Below are 20,075 nucleotides of genomic sequence, written 5' to 3'. Positions count from 1 at the left end.
CCATTGGTAACTCACCCATCGGGGCGACGCTTTTGGCCCTCGCGGTCGAACGTCCGTCCGAATGAGCGACCCGAGGCCCCCGGCGGCCGCCCAGAACCCCCGCGTGCTCGGCTACCCCCGGTCTGCGGTGCTCGGCGACCTCGCGGGCGTCGCCGCGGTCGGGGGCCTCTTGCTCGCGATACAGTTCCTCCTGCCCGGGACGGTCCACGACAGCATGGCGTTCGACCACGCGGCGTTCGCGCCCGCGACCCTGCTCACGTCGGCGTACGTCCACGCGGGGACCGACCACCTGTTCAGCAACCTCGGCGGCTACGTCTCGCTGGCGGCCGTGACGTATCTGGTCTGTCTCAACGCCGACCGCCGGTCGTGGTTCCGCCGGACGGTCCCGCTGTTCCTCGTGGTGCTGCCGGTCGCGGTCAACCTCACGAGCTACGCGGTGTTGGCCGCCCGGTTCCCGGACTCGTCGCCGGTCTCTCGGGGATTCTCGGGCGTGGTCGCGGGCTTCGGCGGCTTCCTGCTCGTGGCGGTGGCGGTCCACCTCCGGGCGACCTACTCGCGCGAGACGGTGTTCTTCGTCGGCCAGTTCGCGGTCCTGCTGTTGCTCGGCGAACTCCTCTGGATATACGCGCCGCAGATCGGACTCGTGGAGGGCGGCGCGGTCGCGGTCGGGCTCGCGCTGACGGTGTCGGGCATCGTCTCGCGCGGCCGCCGGACCGCCTACGGTGACGCCCACTACCGACAGGTGGGGCAGGACCTGCTGTACGTGGGGCTGGTCCTCGCGCTGCTCGTCTGGCTGGTGTACGGACTGTTCCCGGCCGACCCCGTCTCGCAGGGGACGTTCACGAACGTCTTCGCGCACGGCGCGGGGTTCGTCGAGGGCGGCCTGCTCGCGGCGCTGACGTACGTGGTCGTGGAGTAACGGGCACCGTCGTAGAGTAGATGGCGCGAAGCTCCGGAACCCCGCCTTACCGCGCATCGAAGGGTTTATCCGCCGCGTGACCCTCAGATTCCGGTAATAACCATGTCCGAGAAACCCGCCTCGATGTACCGGGAGATCAGCAAGCCCGCGTACACTCGCCGAGAGTACATCACCGGCATCCCCGGCTCGAAGATCGCACAGCACAGCATGGGGAACCTCGAAGCCGACGGAGACGACTACCCGGTTCAGATCAGCCTCGTCACCGAGGAAGAGGTCCAGATCCGCCACGGCGCGCTCGAGGCCTCCCGGCTGTCGGCCAACCGCCACCTCATCAAGGAGCTCGGCGAGGGCAACTACAAGATGATCCTCCGGAAGTTCCCCCACCACGTCATCCGGGAGAACAAGCAGGCGACCGGCGCGGGCGCGGACCGCGTCTCCGACGGAATGCGACAGGCGTTCGGCAAGGTCGTCGGCACGGCCGCCCGAATCGGCGCGGGCGAGCGCATCTTCACCGCGTGGTGCCAGCCCGAGGAGGCGCCCGTCGTCAAGGACGCGCTCCGCCGTTCGTACAACAAGATCTCGCCGCCCTGCCGCATCAAGGTCGAGCGCGGTGAGGAACTGCTCGTCTCGTAACCAGTCGAATTTTCTTTCGATTCGTTCAGCCGGTCGTCGTCGATGGACCAACACCTCGTTAACGTAGCGTTCTGTAGGTCGATAGCAGCCGGTACGCTGGCGGTGGTCGGGCCGCCCAAGACGCACCTTTTTACTCGCACGCTCCCACCAAGCACCTATGCTGGACCTCGCGGTCGCCTACCGAGAGGAGACGTTCGAGCGCATCCGCGACCCCCTCGCCGAGCGGGGCATCGCGGTCCACCACGTCCCGAGCGAGGGCCGAACCGTCTCGCTCGCGGACCCGCCGTGGACTGGCGACGAGTTCGACGCGGGGTTCGTCTACCCCTCGCGAGCGATGGAGGGCGGCGTGCTCGACGCGCTGCTCGACGTGCCGTGGGTCAACGACCGCGAGGCGGTCCTCCGGTCGCGGAACAAGGCCGGGGTCATCGCCACGCTGGAGCGAGCGGGAATCCCCGTTCCAGAAACCGTCCTCGTCTCGAACCCCGCCGAGGAGGCCGACCTGCTCGACGCCTTCGACCGCTTCGGTTCGCCGGTGGTGGTCAAGCCCAACTCCACGACCCGGGGCGTCGGCGTGGCGAAGGTCGGCGACGCGGACTCGTTCCTCGGCGTGACCGACTACCTCGATCTGGTCCACGACTACCGCGCGACCGGCGACAAGTCGTTTCTGGTCCAGGAGTTCGTGCCCGAGGCCACCGACTACCGCGCGATGGTCGTCGACGGCGAGTGCGTCGGCGGCGTCGAGCGCAGGATTTCGAGCGACGCGAGTGAGAATCGCTGGAAGCACAACGTCCACCGCGGCGCGGTCGCGACCGGCGTGGACCTCCCGGCAGACCTGCGCGACCTCGCCGAGCGGACGGCCGACGCGCTCGATATCGACTTCCTCGGCGTGGATCTGCTGGTCTCCGGGGACCGCGCGGTGGTCAACGAGACCAACGCCCGGCCGACGGTCGACGCCGAGACGAAGTACGACGACGGATTCTACGACGGGCTGGCGGACCTGATTCGGGCGGTGGCGGAGCGCAGGTGAGGTAGTCACTACGGGGTAGCTCGACTGTGGTCTTCGGAACGGTCGCACTTGATGCCACACTTACCTCCGGCGCGCGGTGGCGCGACCTCGTGTCGCGCCAAATCGCGCGAGGTCTGCACGAGCGAAGCGAGTGCAGGCTCGGCAGTCGCAGCCCGCGCAGCCGAAGGCGAGCAGGACCGTCTGCCGGTGGCTGAGGACCGCAGCGCAGCGAGGACCGCAAGCGGTTGGGGAGGACGAGGTACGGTCGCGGTGCTGTGCGGTCACTCATGTGCCTCGGCAGTAGCTAGCTTCGTGTTCCTGATCACGTCCAATTTGAGACACGTGAAGCTAGCTACTGCCGCGGCCTAGGGGACACCGCAACCGCGAGCCTCACGCCTCCCCAGCCTCGTCGCTCACTGCGTTCGCTCCTCCCTCACGCGCGTTGCTCGCGCGCGCCGACCCTGAAAATTGGGAATTGTGCCGAGGACGGGAGGCCGAAGTAGAAGTCGAGCCGAAGACTCAGATTTTGGCCGAAAAAGACCGAAAACAGAGCCACCCTGTAGAAACCGACCCCGGTTCCGCCGAGTTACTGCACGTCGATGTCGGCCGACTCGTCGGACTGCTCGAACGTCACTTCGAGCACGCCGTTGTTGTACGTCGCGGTCGCGGAGTGCTCGTCGACCTGCGCCGGCAGGCGGACCCGCTCGTCGTACTCGCGGTGGTCGCTGGCCGCGCCGATGGTCAGGACCTCGCCGTCGCACTTGAGGTCGATGTCCTCCTTCACGACCCCGGGAAGGTCGGCGACGACCCGCACCACGTCGTCGGTCTGGTGAACGTCCACGTGGGTCTCCGAGCCGAATCCGGTTGGGCCGCCAGCAGGATTCGCGTCGCGTTCGACGCGCATGTCGAAGTCGTCGCCCATCATCTCGTTCATCATGCGCTCGATCTCGCGGAAGAGGTCGTCGAAGGGGTCGTCGCGGTCGTCTCGTCGCATGAACGGAGGTAGGGTGCAAGCCGGCAAAAGCCTTTGGCAGTCGGGGGTCGTTGCCGGACGCCCAAGACGGCCAGCCGTGAGACCGGTTCGAGTGCGACGCGTCGCCTGATGCACGAGCGTCGCGTCGATTCCAAAAAAGCAGTCCTCCACCGTCGCTCAGATGCCCATCCCGAGCGATTCGTTCGTCGTCGCGATGCTCTCGGCCGCGTCGGCCGCGTTCGTGACCGCCCGGATGGCGTCGACGTTCTCGGGCACCACGTCGCTCTCCTGGTGGATGGCCTGGAACAGGTAGAGGTCGTCGTCCTCTACGGTCACGGACTCGCCCCAGAGGCAGTTCTCCCAGATGTCCCCGCGCGGGCGGCCCACGTCCTGCGCGTACTCCTTGAGCTTGCCCGCGCCGTCGATGTCGAAGCGCTCGGGGATGACGAAGATGCGCGACTCGCCTTCGAGCAGGTCCCGGACCTCGTCGGCGTCGGGCGCCTCGTCGAGGGTGACGTTGACGCTGTGGACGTGCATCAGCGTCGCGGGCACCTTCAGCCCGAGCGTGTCGATGTCGAGGTCGGGGAAGATGGTGTTCACGTCCGGTCCGTGATGGGAGGGTAGCGTGATCGGATTCGGCAGGATGTCGTTGATCGGCCCGCGATCCGTCTGGGCCGGGTCGCCGCCCCGGCGGACCAGCGTCGTCCGGACCTTCTCGACGCCGTACTCCTCGCGGAGTGGCGCGATGAGCCGCGAAAGGCCCGTCGTGTTACAGGAGACGACGCGCACGTGGTCCGCGCCGTTGGCGTCCGAGAAGTTCGACCGGGCGTTGAAGCTGGTGTCGACGAAGTCGGCGGACTCGCCGCCCTGATACAGCGCGGGCGTGTCGTACGCCTCGTACATCTCGGAGTTCTGCTCACCGACGCCCGAGGGACAGGCATCGACCACTACGTCGCTGGCCTCGACCAGTTCCTCGACCATCCCGGCGAGTTCGATGCCCGCGTCGTCGAACAGCTCCACGCGGTCTTCGATGGCGGCGTACAGCGGGAAGCCCTTCTCGACGGCCTGCTCGGCCTCGAAGTTGGGTCGCGTCTTGGCGACCCCCGCGACCTCCATGTCCGGTTGGGCGCGCACGGCGTCCGCGACGCGCTTGCCGATGGTCCCGTACCCGTTGATTCCGACCCGTATCATGTGGCTGGATTTCCGATGCCGACGCGCATAATGGTTTCGGGGGCGCGCGACGGGAACTAACTCTCGTTCGAGTAAGTCGTTCGAGGTCACGGGTGGCTCGGCCGACCGGCGAGATTCGTCCGTTCCGCGAAGGGAAAGCCTAACCCCGACCCGGTCCACCACTCGACCATGAGTCTCAGCGACGCGGCCGAAACCGCCATCGAGCAGTGTCTCGCGCTCGATTCCGAGGAGTCGTGCTGCATCGTCACCGACGACAAGCGCCAGCCGATTGGCGAGGCGCTCTACGAGGTCGCCAGCGACGTCACCGACGACGCCAGTATCGTGCGGTTCCCGCCGGGCGCGAGCCACGGCGCAGAGCCGCCGGAGCCAGTCAGCGCCGCGATGGCCGCCAGTGACGTGTTCCTCGCACCGACGACCAAGAGCCTGAGCCACACCCGCGCTCGGAGCGACGCCAACGACGCCGGGGCGCGCGGCGCGACCCTGCCCGGCATCACCGAGGAGGTGTTCACCACGGGGCTGGACGCCGACTACGAGTCCATCGCCGCCCACTGCGACGACGTGCTCGCGCAGGTCGAGGACGCCGACGAGGTCCGGGTCACCTCGCCGCAGGGAACCGACATCACCTTCGCGCCCGGCGACCGCGAGTGGCACCTCGACACCGGTATCGTCCACGAGCCGGGCGAGTTCTCGAACCTCCCCGCTGGCGAGGTGTTCGTCAGCCCCGAGGACGCGAACGGCACCTACGTCGTCGACGGAACCATGATGCCCCACGGCCTGCTCGACGACGGCCAGACCCTCGAATTCGACGTAGAGGACGGGCAGGTCACCCGCATCTCCGACGACGAGATCCGCTCACTGGTCGAGGAGGCCGCCGAGGAGGTCGGCGACGCGGCGTACAACCTCGCGGAACTCGGCATCGGCACCAACGTCGCGGTCACGGAACTCGTCGGCTCGGTCCTGCTCGACGAGAAGGCCGGCGGGACGGTCCACATCGCGCTGGGCGACGACGCCAGCATTGGCGGCGACACCGAGGCACCCATCCACTTCGACGGCATCCTCCGGGAGCCCACAGTCTACGCCGATGGTGAAGAAGTCACGCTGCCCGAGCCCTGAACGACGATGGAGCGCGAGATCGGAGGTGTGCAGGTTCGCGGCGTCGAGGTGGACGCCGAGACGCGCTGTGCCCACTACGACACCGAGCGCGACGTGGTAGCGCTCAAATTCGCCTGCTGTGACGCCTACTACCCCTGCTTCCGGTGTCACGAGGCCGTCGAAGACCACGACCCGGAGCGACTGTCGGTGGAGAGTTCGGCGTCCGCGGTGCTGTGCGGTGCGTGCGGTGCGGAGCTGACGCCGCGGGAGTTCGTGAATGGGGATCACGAATGTCCGGACTGCGGGGCGGCGTTCAACCCTGGCTGTGCGGACCACTACGAGCGCTACTTCGCGTTCGACTGAGTTTTGGGTTCGACGTGATCGGTTTCTCCGCGATACCAGTAGGAGGAGTGTCATAGAGAGTTTCGAAAGCCCTCGGTCGCTCGACCGGCCGGGACTCGCTGTGCGCTTCCCTCGCTCCCTGCGGTCGTTCGGTCCAGTACTTACATCGTCCGGGCCGGGTCGAGCGCCCTCGCCCTTTCAGTCCGCCAGGGTGGTTGTTGTTCCGTCGACCGAAACCAGTCAGATGGTCGCGCTCGTCCGAACACGGCTATGCTACAGCCTCAACAACGATATGGCCCGAGTCCCAACTCCGGAGCGTGATACGACCAGACCTGACCGACCGGATCGCGCTCGTCACCGGGAGCGCCGGGGGCGCCGGTCGCGAACTGCTGTACGCTATCGCCGAGCAGGGCGCGTCGGTTGCGGTCCACTACCGGTCCAGCGCCGACGCCGCCGAGGAGGTGGCCGCCGAGGCTCGCGAGCGCGGTGCGCCCCGAGCGACGACCGTGCAGGGCGACGTAATGGACCCCGACGACGTGGACGCGATGTTCGACGCGGTCGAGGACTCCCTCGGCACGGTGGACGTGCTGGTGAACAACGTCGGCCCGTTCGCGCCCGACCACTGGGAGTCGATTTCCTTCGAGCAGTGGAACACCGTCCTGCAGGCGAACGTCAACGGAACCTATCTCTGCTGCAGGCGCGCCCTACCGGGAATGCGCGACCAATCGTGGGGCCGCATCGTGAACGTCGGCTACGCCAGTGCCGAGAAGGGCCTGATGAGTCCGAAGAACGCGCCGTACTTCATCGCCAAGCAGGGTGTGCTGATGTTCACCCGGATGCTCGCCAACGACACCCAGCACGACGGCATCACTGCGAACGCGGTGTCGCCCTACGTGGTCGAGAACTCCGACGAGTTCCCCGAGGAACTGCCCCGCGGCCGACCGGCCGGCTTCGAGGACGTGGCGCAAGCCGTCCTCTTCTTCCTCGAGGAGGACAGCGACTACATCAGCGGCGAGAACGTCGAAGTCGACGGCGGGTGGTTGCCCGAAGAGGTGTGAATCCGAGTCGAGACCGCGTGAGTCAGGTACGCGCGTCAGCGGTCCTCGGTGTCGTGCTCCGGCGACCACCCGTCTCGGCCCTCTTCCAGCGCGATGGCCTCGTCGATGAGCGACTCGTGACGCACCACCACGTCGGTCATCGTGAGGATGCCGACCAGTTCCATCCCGTTCACCACGGGGAGTTTCTTTACGTCGTGGCGGCGCATCTGCCGGACCGCCTTGCGGATCGTCGCGCGCTCGGTGATCGTCGTCAGCGAGTCGCTCGCCGCCTTCGTGACCGGGATCTCGGCGAGCGGGCGCTCGAAGCGATAGCCCGCCTTCAGCGCGTCGGACTCGGTGACGATACCGGACGGGGTGCCCTCGCGAGTGAGCACCACACTCCCGACGCCGTCGCGGAGCATCCGACCGACGGCCTGCCGGAGCGACGCGCCCGCGGGAACCGTCACCACGTCGGTCGTCATGGCGTCTCGAACGAGCATACTCGACCGTGGCGCGTGGGACACAACTTTGTTTGGGTCACCGGGAGGCGGTGTTCAGATACGCGCAGCTAACTCCTTGTTTCGAGCAGTGACTCAATCCACGCTCCTGGCGAACTGAAAGGGCAGGGGTGCTCGGCATCTTGGCGAGTGACGCGAGCCAAGGCTCGGAAGACGAGGGCGTAACCGCGGTACTCGTGCTCGAAGGCGTCGGCTATCGGGAGTATCGTGGGTGGGTTAGCGGGCTGGGGCAATGAATCAGGAGGTCGAAGCAGACTTACCCCGACAGCAGCTTCGACAGGTGCTCCTTCGAGAAGAACGAACTCGGCTCGTCCATGTGGACCCCGATCTCGCCCGAGAACGCCGACAGCCCCGCGTGCTGAACCCTCTCCGGCAGCGAGTAGCACTTCCGAATCCAGTGGCCCAGTCTGATTTCGGTGCTCAGGTCGTCGCGCCACGCCGCTTCGTAGTGCTGCAGGGTCGCGGGTCGCTCGGGGTCGATCTCCCGCGCGGCGTGGTCCGCAGCGGTCATGCCGTACAGGATCCCGCCCCCGGTGAACGGCTTGGTCTGGGCGGCGGCGTCGCCGATCAGGAACCCGCGCCGGCTCGTCACCGAGTCGGCGGGACCGACCGGGATCATCCCGGCGCAGAAGTTCACCGTCTCCACGTCGTACTCCTCGGTGAACTCGGAGAAGAGGTCGTTCGCGCTCGGGTCCGAACCCGGCGGGGCCGCGAGGCCGTACTCGACGCCCGCGTCGCCGCGAGGGATTCGCCACGCGAAGAATCGCGGGGCCGTGAGGTGAACGTCCACGTAGTCGCCGGGGTCGTCCTCGTCGCTGAAGGCCAGCACGCCCTGGAGCTTCTCGCCGGGGTCGGACAGGCCGAGTTCGTCACGCACTCGCGAGACGGGGCCGTCGCAGCCCGCGACCATCCGGGCCTCGAACGTCTCGGTGCCGTCGGGCGTGCTGGCGGTGACTTCGACCCGGTCGGCATGCTCTTCGACGGCCGAGACGCTGTGGTTCTCCCGGAGGTCCGCGCCGGCCTCGCTGGCAGCTTCGGCGAGCAGCCTGTCGAGGCCCACGCGGTCGATGACGTTCGAGACGACCTCGTGCTTGTAGAAGGGGTAGTCGTCGCTGTCGGGCCCGCCGACGTGGAACCGCGCGCCGTACACCTCGTTCTGGAGCAGTTCCTCGCGCGCGCCGTCGGGCGTGAACTCCCAGATGTCGGTGCTGACGTGGCCCGAGCAGGCGAGCGGTTCGCCGACCTCGCCGCGTTCGAGCACCAGCACGTCCGCCCCCCGTTCGGCCACTCGGCGGGCGAAACGCGAGCCCGCCGGTCCGGCCCCGACCACCACGAAGTCGTACATCGGTACGGGTTACGTCGCTACCGCCCAAGTATTCTCCGCTCCGGCGCGAACTCCACTTCGTTCGACGCCGCTCACTCGTCGGTCGGCGGCCCCTCCGAGCTACCGAGTCGTCGCTGGCGCAGGTAGTGGGTCGCCGCCGAGAGTGCGAACGCCGCGACGATGAGGACGCCCCAGATCTGGTCGGGGATGGCCTCGAACGGCGGAATCCCGAGGAGGTCGCCCACCACGAGGACCGCGCTCACCAGCGCGAGCCCGAGGTAGTAGCGGATCCACGGGAACTCGTCCTGCGGCTGAAGATACCCCTCCAGCTGGGCCGCGTTGCCCGACAGCTCAACCACACCGCGGTTCTGGTTGTAATCCACGATGCCCGCGTCCGCCAGCTTCGGGAGATGCGTCTGGTACAGCGAGGTGTAGACCGACTTGCGCTCGTTGGCCGACAGCCCCTCGACGGTCGTGTCGTTCTCCCACGCCGCCACCTGCTCGGCGAGTTCGCTCAGTTCGACCGGGCGATCCTGCTGTTTGAGGTAATGAAGCGTGTACCGCCGTCGCCGGTTCTTGAGGACGTCGAAGATCAGGTCCTCCGACAGCGTCTCCCCTTCCGGTGAATTTTCTGCCGAGCTCATGCTACCGAAACCGCTCAATCCCTTGTTGCGCCAATGCCACTGCCACCCATCGTAACACGGTGCGTGGATTTCTCCGGGTGCACACTTTGTTATCCAGTACTTAGCCGAGCAGGAATATCAAACACCGATAACGTTTCGTGGGTAACTCGGGAATTCCCGGCGTTAATCCGACGATACACGGATGGAAGGTGGCGTGGAACTCTCAGATTCGACGAACGAGCGCGCCCGCTCCGGCGCGCCGGAGCGGGCGCGCTCGTTCGTCGAGCTTCAGTCGTCGGTCGCGGGCGCGACGCGCTCGCGGTCGGCGCGCGGGCCGTCGAGGTCCACGTCCGGGAGCAGGTCCCGGAGGTAGCGCCCGGTGTACGACTCCTCTTTCCGGGCGACCGCTTCGGGCGTCCCGGTGGCGACGGTTTCGCCGCCGTCCTCGCCGCCCTCGGGGCCGAGGTCGATAACGTGGTCGGCGTTCTTCACGAGGTCGAGTTCGTGCTCGATGACGGCGACGGTGTTGCCCTTGTCGGTGAGCCGCTGGAGCACCTCGATGAGCTTGCGCTCGTCGGCCTTGTGGAGGCCGGTCGTCGGCTCGTCGAGCAGGTAGAGCGTGTCGCCGGTGTCCTTCTTGCCGAGCTCCTCGGCGAGTTTCACCCGCTGGGCCTCCCCGCCCGAGAGGGTGGTCGAGGGCTGGCCGAGGTTCATGTAGTCCAGCCCCACGTCCTTCAGCAGGCCGAGCCGACGGGCGATGCGCTGGTCGTGCTCGAAGAAGTCGTACGCCTCCTCGACCGACATCTCGAGCACGTCCGCGATGGTGGCACCCTTGTACGTCACGTCGAGCGTCTCGTCGTTGTACCGCGCCCCGTCGCACTCCTCGCAGGGGACGTACACGTCCGAGAGGAAGTTCATCTCGATCTTGACGTTACCCTGACCGCCACACTCCTCGCACCGGCCGCCCTTCACGTTGAACGAGAACCGGCCCCTCTCGTAGCCGCGCTGCTTGGCGAGTTTCGTCTCCGCGAACAGCTCCCGGATGTAGTCGAACACGCCAGTGTAGGTCGCGGGGTTCGACCGCGGGGTGCGGCCGATGGGCGACTGGTCGATGAGCCGTACCTTCTCGATGCCGTCGACGCCCTCGATGGCGTCGTGGTCGCCGGGGTCGACCGAGGTGTTGTCGTTCATCTCGCGGGCCAGCCCCTTGTAGAGGATGTCGTGCATCAGGGTGGACTTGCCCGACCCCGAGACGCCGGTGACCGCGGTGAACTGGCCGACCGGAATCTCCACGTCGAGGTCCTTGAGATTGTGCTGGCGCGCGCCGCGGACGGTCAGTGCCGTCTCGCTCTCGCGGCGCTCGTCGGGCACCGGAATCTCCTTGCGCCCCGCGAGGTAGTCGCCCGTGATCGAGTCCTCGCAGTCCTCGATCTCCTCGGTGGTCCCCTGGACGACGACCTCGCCGCCGCGCTTGCCCGGGCCGGGACCCATGTCGATGACGTTGTCGGCCTGCCGCATCGTCTCCTCGTCGTGCTCGACGACGAGCAGGGTGTTGCCCAGATCGCGGAGTTCCTTGAGCGTGTCCAGCAACCGGTCGTTGTCGCGCTGGTGGAGCCCGATCGACGGCTCGTCGAGCACGTACAGGACGCCGACGAGCCCCGACCCGATCTGCGTGGCGAGCCGGATGCGCTGGCTCTCGCCGCCCGAGAGGGTCGAGGCCTCCCGGTCGAGAGTCAGGTAGTCGAGCCCGACCTCCTCCATGAAGCCGAGCCGCGCGCGGATCTCCTTGAGGATCTCCTCGGCGATCTTGGTCTCGCGCTCGTCCAACTTCGCTTCCAGTCCCTCGAAGTGGTCGAGCGCGTCGCCGATGGACATCTCGTTGACCTCGGTGATCGAGGTGCCGTCGACGTACACCGACCGGCTCTGGTCGTTGAGCCGGGTGCCCTCACAGGCGGGACAGGTCGTGACCGCCATGTACTCCTCGATGTGGTCGCGAGTGCTGTCAGAGTCGGTCTCGACGTACCGGCGTTCGAGGTTGGGGATGACGCCCTCGAAGCGTTCGTCCTTCTCGCGGGTGCCGTTCTTGGTCGTCCACTCGAAGTGGACCGTCTCGCTGGTCCCCCAGAGGAACGCCTGCCGGACGTCCTCCGGCAGGTCCTCGAACGGGGTGGTCACGCTCACGCCGAAGTGGTCGGCCACGTTGTCGAGTTGTCGCCGGTAGTACGTCCGGTTGTAGCTCCACGGCTCGAACACGTCCTTCAGCGGCTTGCTCTCGTCGACCACCACGAGGTCCTCGTCGACCTCCTTGGTCTCGCCGATGCCCTCGCACTCCGGGCACGCGCCGTGCGGGCTGTTGAACGAGAAGCTCCGGGTCTCGATCTCCCGGAAGTCGATGCCGCAGTGCGTGCAGGCCAGATCCTCGGAGAACTCCACGACGAGTCGGTCGTCCTCGTCGTCGTCGGCCAAATCGCCGGTGGACCGTGCCTTCGCGCCGCCGAGTTCCGCGTCCGCTGGCGGGTCGGGCAGGACGACCTTCAGCGAGCCGTCGGCCTCCGACAGCGCGGTCTCGACGCTGTCGGTGATCCGGCTCCGGGCCTCCGGCGAGACGGTCACCCGGTCGACGATCACGTCGATATCGTGGTCGTAGTTCTTGTCGAGTTCGGGCCTGTCGAGCGTGAGGTCGAACGATTCGCCGTCGACCTCGACGCGAGAGTAGCCGTCGCTCACGAGGTCGTCGAACAGGTCCTCGAACGCCCCCTTCTGGTCGCGGACCACCGGGGCCGCGATCTTCGCTTTGGTGCCCTCGGGGAGTTCGAGCACGCGCCGGACCATGTTCTGGGCGCTCTGCTCGCCGACCTCCCGGCCGCACTCGGGGCAGTGTGGCGTCCCGATGCGGGCGTACAGCAGCCGGAAGTAGTCGTGGAGTTCGGTCACCGTCCCGACGGTCGAGCGGGGGTTGTTGGCCGCATTCTTCTGGTCGATGGAGATAGCCGGCGACAGCCCCTCGACGTTCTCGACCTGCGGCTTGTCCATCTGGCCGAGGAAGTTGCGCGCGTACGCCGACAGACTCTCGATGTAGCGTCGCTGGCCCTCCGCGTACACCGTCTCGAACGCGAGCGAGGACTTCCCCGACCCCGACAGCCCCGTCACCACGTTGAACGACTCGCGCGGGATGGAGACGTCGAGGTCCTTCAGATTGTGTTCTTCGGCCCCCCGGACGTCGATGTAGTCCTTGCTCATCTGGACACAGGTAGGAACGTGGGGGCTGAAACGCTGTCGGTTCGGGTCGAACTCGCCCGATACGCAGCCTCCGAGAGTATATAAAATAAATATCTATACTTGCGAAAGAAATTTGAATCAAGCGCGAATTGTCCCCTTCACGATGGTTCGAGACGACGACTCCGACAGCATCGGACGCCGACGACTCCTCCGCGGTGCGGCCGCCGGCCTGTTCGCGGCGGCGGTTCCCACTGGAACCGCGGCCGCGAGCGAGTCCGGAGGCGGTAGTTCGCCGGGCAAGAGCGAGGGACCGATCACCGCAACCGGCAAGCGAATCCACCGGTTCGAGCCCGACGGCGACGAGTACGTCCACCACGAGCGGTTCGTGAGCCAGGACCTCCGACCTCACTTCGGGCGTGCGACCGTCGAGTACGACCCGATTACGGTCGCCAGCGAGCGCGTCCCCGAGGACGTGCGGGAGTCCCGCGGAGCCAGCGTGATTCAGTACCGCGACACCGGAGTCTTCGGCACCTTCGAACAGCACGCCGCCGCCGAACAGCAGCTCCGGAGTCAGTTGAAAGCCGAGCGCGAGGAGAGCGGTCCCGAGGCCGACAGCCACTCGCCGTACTATTACGGCCCGCTGTACAACTACCGGTCCGGGAGCGTCGACGAGCGGACTGCGCCGATCAACGTGGCGTGGCGTCGCTACCTCGGCCTGTCGGCCAGCGAGGTCCGCTCGAAGATGGTCGAGGACGGCGACTGGGGCAACTTCGTGCCGTCGAGCGACCGGTACATCCTCTACTACGACGGGAGCAGCTACGTCTCCAAGAAGCAGGACAAGCACGTCAAGAAGTCGACCGGCGTGACCGCCCAGTGGCACGGCCGGCTCTACGACGTTCCGTCGGCCGACGATGACGACTACGCGGTCGTCTGCGGTGCCCACCACGACCCGTGGGACCACGGCCACATCACGGACCCTGACTGGCAGTTCGCCGACTCGCGCCGCGAGTTCCTCGACGCGTGGGAGTCGCTCGGCGTCTACTTCACCGAGAATCAGGACGTGTACAACGGCTCGGACTTCGGCTCGTCGAACGGGCTGCTCGGCATCATCTACTGAACAGCGACGCGAGAACGTCACTGGCCTTTTTCCACGCGGCTCACGTACTGGCGGTATGGATGCCGAGAAGGCGTTTGCCCTCCTCCTGCTGGCGGTAGGGCTGTACGCCTCGCTGCTCGTGGTGTGGCCCTTCTTCACCTACGTCGCGCTCGCGGTGCTGCTGGCGTACACCCTGTTCCCGCTCCAGCGCCAGCTCGCGCCCCGCATCGGCCCCCGAAAGTCTGCAGTCGTGCTGATGCTGGCGTCTACGGTGCTGTTCGCGCTCCCGCTCGTGCTGTTGCTCCGGGTCGTGGTCCAGCAGGCGGTCGCCGCGATAGAGAGCTTCCAGCGCGCGGACCTCGGCGCGGAGCTCGAATCCCTGCGCCAACTGTCCATCGAGTTGGCCGGGGTCGACCCGCTGGAGTACGTCGATCAGGCGTTACAGGAGGTGGCCGGAATCGTCCAGTCGGGGCTCGGGCGCGTCGTCGGGGAGGCGTCAGGCTGGCTCGGCGGCCTCTCGAAGGTCACACTCGGGCTCACGATATTCGGGTTCGTGCTGTACTACCTGCTCGTGGACGGCCGGTCGGCCGTGGCGTGGGTCCGCAGGGTGACCCCACTCCCACAGGCCGTGCAGGACGAACTGATCGCGGAACTCGACCGGCTCACCTACGCGGTGCTCATCACCACGCTGGTCATCGCGGTGGTGCAGGCCGTACTCACCGGGCTCGCGCTGTTCGCGCTCGGCTTCTCGAACGTGCTGTTCTGGACGGTGCTCGCGGTCGTGTTCGGCATCCTCCCGCTGGTCGGCTCGATGTTCATCTGGATTCCGGCCGCGCTGTTCCTCGTCGCCACCGGGCGAATCTTCCGCGGAGCGGCCCTGCTCGTCTACGGCTTCGGCGTGGTGAACCTCACCGACAACTACCTCCGGCCGGTTGTCGGCGGCCGGAGCGCGAAGTTGAATCCGGCCATCCTCGTGCTCGGGATGTTCGGCGGCCTGCTCGTGTTCGGCTTCATGGGCATCTTCGTCGGCCCCATCGTGCTGGGGTTCACACGTGCACTCGTTCGGGTGGTCGCGCGCGAGTACGCGTGAGAAAGTAATCTCGAATCTAGTACTCCGGAATCCGCGCCGAGCGGTCGCTCCCCTCGACGAACGGGAGCGCCGCACGCTCGGCCGGGACCTCCTCGCCCGCGACCCTGACAGTCAACTCGGTGTCCTCGATTCCGTAGTCCACCACCGCGAGCGCGAGGGGTTCGCCTTCGGTCGGGCTCTCGGCGGCCCGCGTCACCTCGCCGACCGCCTCGTCGCCCGCGAACACGGCCGCGCCCGAGTCGGGGACAGCATCGGGGCAAAGCCCCACGAGTCGCTGACTGGGCTGACCGCGGTTCTCCACGCGCGAAACGACCTCCTGACCGACGAAACAGCCCTTCTCGAAGTCCACGGCGTTCCGGAGGCCGAGGACGTTCGGAATGGTGCCATCGAGTTCGGTCTCGAACAGTGGCGTTCCGGCTTCGAGGGTGAGCGTGTTCCACGTCGAGCGGCCGAACGGCGCGGCGTTCAGCCCGTGGGTCAGCAGCGTGTCGTACACCAGTTCGGCGTTCGCTCGCTCCTCACCGGTCTCGTTGACGGTCGTCCCGGTCGCACAGACCACCTCGAACCCCTCCTCGCCGGTGAGCGCGTCGGTCCGGATCACGGTGACGCCGACCTCGGCCATCCGTCCGCGGACGAACGAGAGGTGGCCCTCGGGCGTCGATGCGCCGTTGAGCACGCTGGCGATCTTCTCGGTCGCCTTCGGGCCGTGGACGCCGAACACTCCGAACCCGTCGGTGGCGACCTCGATCTCCACGTCCTGGATGAACACCTTCTCGCGCCACTCGTCGGCGAGCGCCCCGGCCTCGCCCGGCGGGACGAACAGGAGGAGCTGCTCGCCCGCGTTGTAGACGTAGAGGTCCAACTCGACGCCGCCCTGCGGGTCGAGCAGCAGCGCGTAGGCTCCCTCGCCGTCGTCGGTCGGCACCCGGTTCGACACCACGTTGTCGACGTACTCCACCCGGTCGTCGCCCCGAACGACCACTACGCCGTACGGCATCTCGGTGACGCCGACGACGTTGCGGACCGCGCGATGGGCGCGCTCGGGCCGCCCATAGTGGTCGGGGATGCGCCGTTCGCCGACCGTGGTCCACTCTGCTCCGAGGTCGGTCTGCTGGCCCTCGATGACTGTCATTCTGCGTGGAATTCGGTTCTCGGCGGGATTAAAGGGTGGGAATCAAGCAGGGAATGGAGGTACTTCTTCACGACTGCTCTCGCTACTATCGAGAGTTAGTTCTGCGAATCGATTCTGATCTTTCAGCCCGGCGCTCGACGTTGAGCCTTCAGTCCGGCGCTCGATGTTAAATCTTCAGACCGGCGCGCGCGAGCAACGCGCGCGAGGGACGAGTAGCGCAGGTCGGAGCGAAGCGGAGACCGAGGCTTGCGAGACGCCTGCGGCGTCTCGCTGATCTGCGAACGCAGTTCGCAGACAACGCAGGAGGCTGGGAAGGTCTGAGGCTGCAGTGCTGTGCGGTTGCGGTCACGGCTATGCTCAAGCAATAGCTAGCTCGACTGTACTCGCCGTAACAGAGTAGATACTACAAAGCTAGCTACTGCCGAGGCACATGATTGACCGCAACCGCACAGCACAGCACCGCACCTCGTCCTCCCCAACCGCTTGCGTTGTCTGTGAACTGCGTTCGCAGAGCAGCGAGACGCCTGCGGCGTCTCGCAGGCCTCGGTCGCTTCGCTCCACTGCGCTACGCAGCCCTCGCACGAGATGGCGCGACACGAGGTCGCGCCTGCGCGCGCCGCGTGGAAAGGAAAACGAGCGCACGCCCAGTGAACCATCCACCGACGAATAGACTGGCAGAATCTCCAACAGAGAACGCGCCAGTGAAACAATCGCCACGAGAGTCGACCTGAACGAAACCTCCTACAGCGGCAGGCGTTCGATGATGCGGTCGACGAACGTGGGGTCGTCCTCGTCGCGCTCGTCGGCGTCCGGCACCACGCGGTCGTCGGGCGTGATGAGGGTCCGCTGGTCGCTGGTCGTGGCGTGGATGAGGCCGTCCTCCTTGAGGTTGCCCAGCGCGGTTTCGAGTTCGTCGATGTCGGCCTCGACCTGCGAGCGGAGTTCGAACACCGTCATCCCGTCGTCGTTCCGGTCGACGAGCGCGTCGAGTACCGCAACCTCCACCGCCTCGCGGTCCCGGTACTCACGCTTGGCCTTCATACGTCGTCGTACGACCGGCGGGGTTTTACCTTTATCTGATACGCCCGCCGCAACTGTCGAATTAACTCCGGGTCGCCACCCGGACGACTCCGATTCCGGCGCGAAGGCGGAAGCCTTACGCCCCGAAGCGACGCACGGTCCCGTATGGAAGTCAAGTCCCGCCACCACCTCCGGAGCGACGAGGTGGCCGACGTGGAGGACCGGCTCGCCGACCAGCTCGGGGTCGACCTCGACGCCGACACCTACGAACTCGTAGAGCTCGACGGTTCGGCGTTCGACGTCGTGCTCGTGGACGGCGAGCCCGCGGTGCTCTATTACGAAAGCGAGGCGAACGCCTCGGAGGAGTCGAACGGTGACGAATCGCGGGACCGCGAGCCGTTTCTGACGGTCCGCGGCGCGAACGACTACCCGCCGAAGACCCGCGTGGTCACGGTCGACGCGGGCGCGGTGTCGTTCGTCAGCGACGGCGCAGACGTGATGCGGCCCGGCATCGTCGAGGCCGACGACGCCATCGCGGCGGGCGATCTGGTCGCAATCGCCGAGGAGTCCCACGGCAAGGTGCTGGCGGTCGGCCGGGCGAAGACCGGCGGGGGAGACATGGTCGGCGACGAGGGGAAGGTCGTCGAGTCGATCCACCACGTCGGCGACGACCTGTACGAGTTCAATATCTAAACTACGACCTTTTGCTGCGCTCGGTCGAGGGTTGCTTGGGCCGCTCGCTCACGTCCGTTCGCTCACGGTGCTACTTCTCGCGCCACACCCACACCCCAAGCGCCGCCACGCCCCCGCCGAACAGCAGTCCCGGTCCGACCGAGACCACCGCCTCCGTCGGCACGATGCCGCTGACGGCGAGCGCGAGCGACACCGGAACGCCCACGGGAAGCGTGCTCGTGAGCAGGACGGCCCCGACCCGGGGCTCGACGCCGTCGACCAGCAGTCCCGCGCCGAGGACGGTCGCACCGACCAGCGCGGCCAGCGACCCCCACACCGCGAGCGTCCACCCGGCGAGGAGTCCAGCGAGGACGTAGGCCAGCGAGCCCGAGAACCCGGTGGTGAGTCCGGCCGCGAGGAGCGCGAACCCCGCGGTCGCCAGTCGACCCCACGCGTCGGCGGTCCGAGCGCGGTAGGCCGCCACGCCCGCGAGCGCGAGCGGGAATGCCGCGAGCGTGAGCAGGTCGAGCACTCCGTAACCGAGGACGGACGTCCCGCCGTCGGCCGCGAACCAGAGGAGCGGGAGCACCGCCCACGCGAGGCCGCCCGCGATTCCGGCGGCCCCAGCGAGAGTAGCGATTGCAACGCGGTTGGTCGCCGATTCGGGGCGATTGTCTGGCACGGCCCTACTCCGCGCCGTCGCTTTCGTCCGCAGCGTCCTGAATCCCGTCGTCCTCGACCTCGTCCATCTCGTCGTCCTCGTACGCCTCCTCGTAGCGCTCGCGTGCCATCTCGAACCCTTCCCCGGCCAGCTCGTACGTCTCGCGCAGGTCGGCGACCGGCGTTTCGGTGGCGTCCACGCGGAGGTCGTCGTAGTAGGGCTCCATCTCCCGGTCCTCGGTGGTCTCGACCAGCAGCGCCGCGCTTTGAACGTGAAGCTCCTCGCGCTTGTCCCCGCCCTCGGCGTGGCCGGCGTCGAGCGCGTCGATCAGTCGCTCGGCGAGCGGTGCGTCGCCGTCGCGGGTCGACTCGTACGCTTCCGCGACGGCGTCGACGACGGCTTCGCCGGTCAGCAGGTTCCCGGCCACGGTGTAGCCGTCGCCCTCGCAGTGACCGTACCAGTCCTTGCACTCCTCGCCGGAGAACGCGAAGGTTCCTTCCGAATCGACGCCGTGGAGTTGGCGCTGGGCCGACCCCTCGTCGGCGTTCAGCAGGGCGTCGAGCGCGTCGCCAATTGCGAGCCCGTCGTCGAGGTACTCGACGCCCTTCTGGCCGAGTTCGACGTTGACCAGACTCTGGGTCGCCACCGCGCCGTTCTCGCTGGCGAACGGACAGAGAGTGCCCACGCCCGGCAAGCGGGTCGTCACCGCAACGCCGAATCTGGACTGCTCGTCGCCCGCCTCGTCCTCGTACTCCTCGCGAACGCAGATGCTGAAGGTCATCGGCGGACACACGCGGCGACGGGGCAAAAAAGTCCGTTTCCCGGCGACTCGGGACGCCGAGACGGCCGTGTCGAACCAGAATCGTCGGCCCGGCCGCGTCGAAGCCGGGCCGTCGGACGGAGCGGCGTCTCCGGTCCGGTTCAGATGGTGAACGTCTCGACGGGGCTCGTGTCCGAACCGTAGCTGTTGCTGACGTAGGCTTCGACCTCGTACGTGCCGGGGTCGAGCGACCCGAACGAGTCGTAGCTACAGTTGTAGCCGTCACAGAACGTCCCGGTACTGTCGAGGGAGAGGTGGCGCGTGTAGTTCGGGAGGCCCTCGCCCTCCGGACCCCAGTTGAACCACGCGCTCACGCTGTCGTCGTCGCCCATCGACGAGAGGTACGAGGACACGTTCACGTGACTGCCGCTGACCGTCGGCCCGAAGATGCGACCGACCGACGGCGGGCTTCCGGTGCCACCGCCACCACCGCCTCCGCCGCCACCGCCGCAATCGGGGCAGTCTTTCGAGGCCGCTCCGGTATTCCCGAGCAACGAGAGGCCACTCGCCGCCGCGAGCGCCGAACCGGACATACGTAGCACGCTTCGCCTGTCGTGGTCTTTGTCCGTCATGCGAACTCTAGATGTTCACAGATAAGTTTAAATTTTTCTTCTAGATACTAGAATTAATCTGATTCTAGGTGCTCCGGCCTCGAATCGTGGGCGGTCTGGGCGGGTGGGCGGTCGGACGGGTCGTCGATGCGCGAC

At 67.1% G+C, this 20,075-nt stretch carries 20 protein-coding genes; 9 read left to right on the top strand and 11 right to left on the bottom strand.

The features are described 5' to 3' along the window. Positions 1-61: 61 nt before the first annotated feature. The 3 genes from DPQ64_RS12880 to DPQ64_RS12870 all read left to right on the top strand — a co-directional run bounded on the left by DPQ64_RS12880 (position 62) and on the right by DPQ64_RS12870 (position 2,579). Positions 62-919 carry a hypothetical protein gene (locus tag DPQ64_RS12880; protein ID WP_115864734.1) on the top strand — a complete coding sequence of 286 codons (858 nt, stop codon included), beginning with the start codon at positions 62-64 and terminating at the stop codon, positions 917-919. A gap of 102 nt (positions 920-1,021) precedes the next feature. Next, positions 1,022-1,552, top strand: coding sequence for a 50S ribosomal protein L16 (locus DPQ64_RS12875; RefSeq protein WP_115864733.1), 531 nt, complete (start codon positions 1,022-1,024; stop codon positions 1,550-1,552). Positions 1,553-1,709: 157 nt separating this feature from the next. Next, positions 1,710-2,579 carry an ATP-grasp domain-containing protein gene (locus DPQ64_RS12870; RefSeq protein WP_115864732.1) on the top strand — a complete coding sequence of 290 codons (870 nt, stop codon included), beginning with the start codon at positions 1,710-1,712 and terminating at the stop codon, positions 2,577-2,579. 565 nt (positions 2,580-3,144) lie between these two features. Here DPQ64_RS12870 and DPQ64_RS12865 read toward each other — a convergent pair. Both DPQ64_RS12865 and DPQ64_RS12860 read right to left on the bottom strand, forming a co-directional pair. Continuing rightward, on the bottom strand, positions 3,145-3,552 hold the full coding sequence (locus DPQ64_RS12865; protein WP_115864731.1) for an Hsp20/alpha crystallin family protein: 408 nt from the start codon (positions 3,550-3,552) through the stop codon (positions 3,145-3,147). 156 nt (positions 3,553-3,708) lie between these two features. Next, positions 3,709-4,722, bottom strand: coding sequence for a type II glyceraldehyde-3-phosphate dehydrogenase (locus DPQ64_RS12860; RefSeq protein WP_115864730.1), 1,014 nt, complete (start codon positions 4,720-4,722; stop codon positions 3,709-3,711). Between the two features lie 168 nt (positions 4,723-4,890). Here DPQ64_RS12860 and DPQ64_RS12855 point away from each other — a divergent pair, with 168 nt between their 5' ends. The 3 genes from DPQ64_RS12855 to DPQ64_RS12845 all read left to right on the top strand — a co-directional run bounded on the left by DPQ64_RS12855 (position 4,891) and on the right by DPQ64_RS12845 (position 7,214). Then, on the top strand, positions 4,891-5,835 hold the full coding sequence (locus DPQ64_RS12855; protein WP_115864729.1) for an aminopeptidase: 945 nt from the start codon (positions 4,891-4,893) through the stop codon (positions 5,833-5,835). Positions 5,836-5,841: 6 nt separating this feature from the next. Continuing rightward, positions 5,842-6,177, top strand: a complete 336-nt coding sequence (locus DPQ64_RS12850) for a CHY zinc finger protein (RefSeq protein ID WP_115864728.1) — start codon at positions 5,842-5,844, stop codon at positions 6,175-6,177. A 296-nt stretch (positions 6,178-6,473) separates the two neighbouring features. Beyond that, positions 6,474-7,214 carry an SDR family NAD(P)-dependent oxidoreductase gene (locus DPQ64_RS12845; RefSeq protein WP_115864727.1) on the top strand — a complete coding sequence of 247 codons (741 nt, stop codon included), beginning with the start codon at positions 6,474-6,476 and terminating at the stop codon, positions 7,212-7,214. A gap of 35 nt (positions 7,215-7,249) precedes the next feature. Here DPQ64_RS12845 and DPQ64_RS12840 read toward each other — a convergent pair whose 3' ends face one another. The 4 genes from DPQ64_RS12840 to uvrA all read right to left on the bottom strand — a co-directional run bounded on the left by DPQ64_RS12840 (position 7,250) and on the right by uvrA (position 12,898). After that, positions 7,250-7,693: a CBS domain-containing protein gene (locus DPQ64_RS12840; RefSeq protein ID WP_115864726.1), complete on the bottom strand. Its 444-nt coding sequence runs from the start codon at positions 7,691-7,693 to the stop codon at positions 7,250-7,252. A 274-nt stretch (positions 7,694-7,967) separates the two neighbouring features. Next, positions 7,968-9,056 carry a geranylgeranyl reductase family protein gene (locus DPQ64_RS12835; RefSeq protein WP_115864725.1) on the bottom strand — a complete coding sequence of 363 codons (1,089 nt, stop codon included), beginning with the start codon at positions 9,054-9,056 and terminating at the stop codon, positions 7,968-7,970. 71 nt (positions 9,057-9,127) lie between these two features. Beyond that, the gene (locus tag DPQ64_RS12830) at positions 9,128-9,679 is read right to left on the bottom strand and encodes a DUF7344 domain-containing protein (RefSeq protein WP_115864724.1); all 552 of its coding nucleotides are present in this window, start codon (positions 9,677-9,679) and stop codon (positions 9,128-9,130) included. Positions 9,680-9,946: 267 nt separating this feature from the next. Next, the gene (gene uvrA, locus DPQ64_RS12825) at positions 9,947-12,898 is read right to left on the bottom strand and encodes an excinuclease ABC subunit UvrA (protein WP_115864723.1); all 2,952 of its coding nucleotides are present in this window, start codon (positions 12,896-12,898) and stop codon (positions 9,947-9,949) included. 142 nt (positions 12,899-13,040) lie between these two features. On the opposite strand from uvrA, the gene DPQ64_RS18850 reads away from it, so the two are divergent. Continuing rightward, positions 13,041-13,994 carry a hypothetical protein gene (locus tag DPQ64_RS18850; RefSeq protein WP_157971698.1) on the top strand — a complete coding sequence of 318 codons (954 nt, stop codon included), beginning with the start codon at positions 13,041-13,043 and terminating at the stop codon, positions 13,992-13,994. Between the two features lie 55 nt (positions 13,995-14,049). Next, entirely contained in the window at positions 14,050-15,063 is a 1,014-nt protein-coding gene (locus DPQ64_RS12820; RefSeq protein ID WP_157971697.1) for an AI-2E family transporter, read from the top strand. Between the two features lie 16 nt (positions 15,064-15,079). On the opposite strand, the gene ygfZ is transcribed toward DPQ64_RS12820, so the two are convergent. Together ygfZ and DPQ64_RS12810 are read right to left on the bottom strand one after the other, a co-directional pair. Further along, entirely contained in the window at positions 15,080-16,195 is a 1,116-nt protein-coding gene (gene ygfZ, locus DPQ64_RS12815) for a CAF17-like 4Fe-4S cluster assembly/insertion protein YgfZ (protein ID WP_115864721.1), read from the bottom strand. Positions 16,196-16,936: 741 nt separating this feature from the next. Continuing rightward, complete coding sequence (locus DPQ64_RS12810; protein WP_115864720.1) at positions 16,937-17,236, bottom strand: DUF6432 family protein; 300 nt, start codon at positions 17,234-17,236, stop codon at positions 16,937-16,939. Between the two features lie 144 nt (positions 17,237-17,380). Here DPQ64_RS12810 and DPQ64_RS12805 point away from each other — a divergent pair, with 144 nt between their 5' ends. Next, positions 17,381-17,908, top strand: a complete 528-nt coding sequence (locus DPQ64_RS12805; RefSeq protein ID WP_115864719.1) for a PUA domain-containing protein — start codon at positions 17,381-17,383, stop codon at positions 17,906-17,908. Positions 17,909-17,978: 70 nt separating this feature from the next. On the opposite strand, the gene DPQ64_RS12800 is transcribed toward DPQ64_RS12805, so the two are convergent. The 3 genes from DPQ64_RS12800 to DPQ64_RS12790 all read right to left on the bottom strand — a co-directional run bounded on the left by DPQ64_RS12800 (position 17,979) and on the right by DPQ64_RS12790 (position 19,940). Continuing rightward, entirely contained in the window at positions 17,979-18,569 is a 591-nt protein-coding gene (locus DPQ64_RS12800) for a hypothetical protein (RefSeq protein WP_115864718.1), read from the bottom strand. 4 nt (positions 18,570-18,573) lie between these two features. Further along, complete coding sequence (locus DPQ64_RS12795; protein WP_115864717.1) at positions 18,574-19,329, bottom strand: DUF1028 domain-containing protein; 756 nt, start codon at positions 19,327-19,329, stop codon at positions 18,574-18,576. A gap of 140 nt (positions 19,330-19,469) precedes the next feature. After that, positions 19,470-19,940, bottom strand: a complete 471-nt coding sequence (locus DPQ64_RS12790) for a hypothetical protein (RefSeq protein WP_115864716.1) — start codon at positions 19,938-19,940, stop codon at positions 19,470-19,472. Positions 19,941-20,075: the final 135 nt, after the last annotated feature.

The organism is Halorussus litoreus (genome assembly GCF_003382685.1).
Lineage (GTDB): Archaea > Halobacteriota > Halobacteria > Halobacteriales > Haladaptataceae > Halorussus > Halorussus litoreus.
This window is presented reverse-complemented; position numbering and strand designations above follow the sequence as displayed.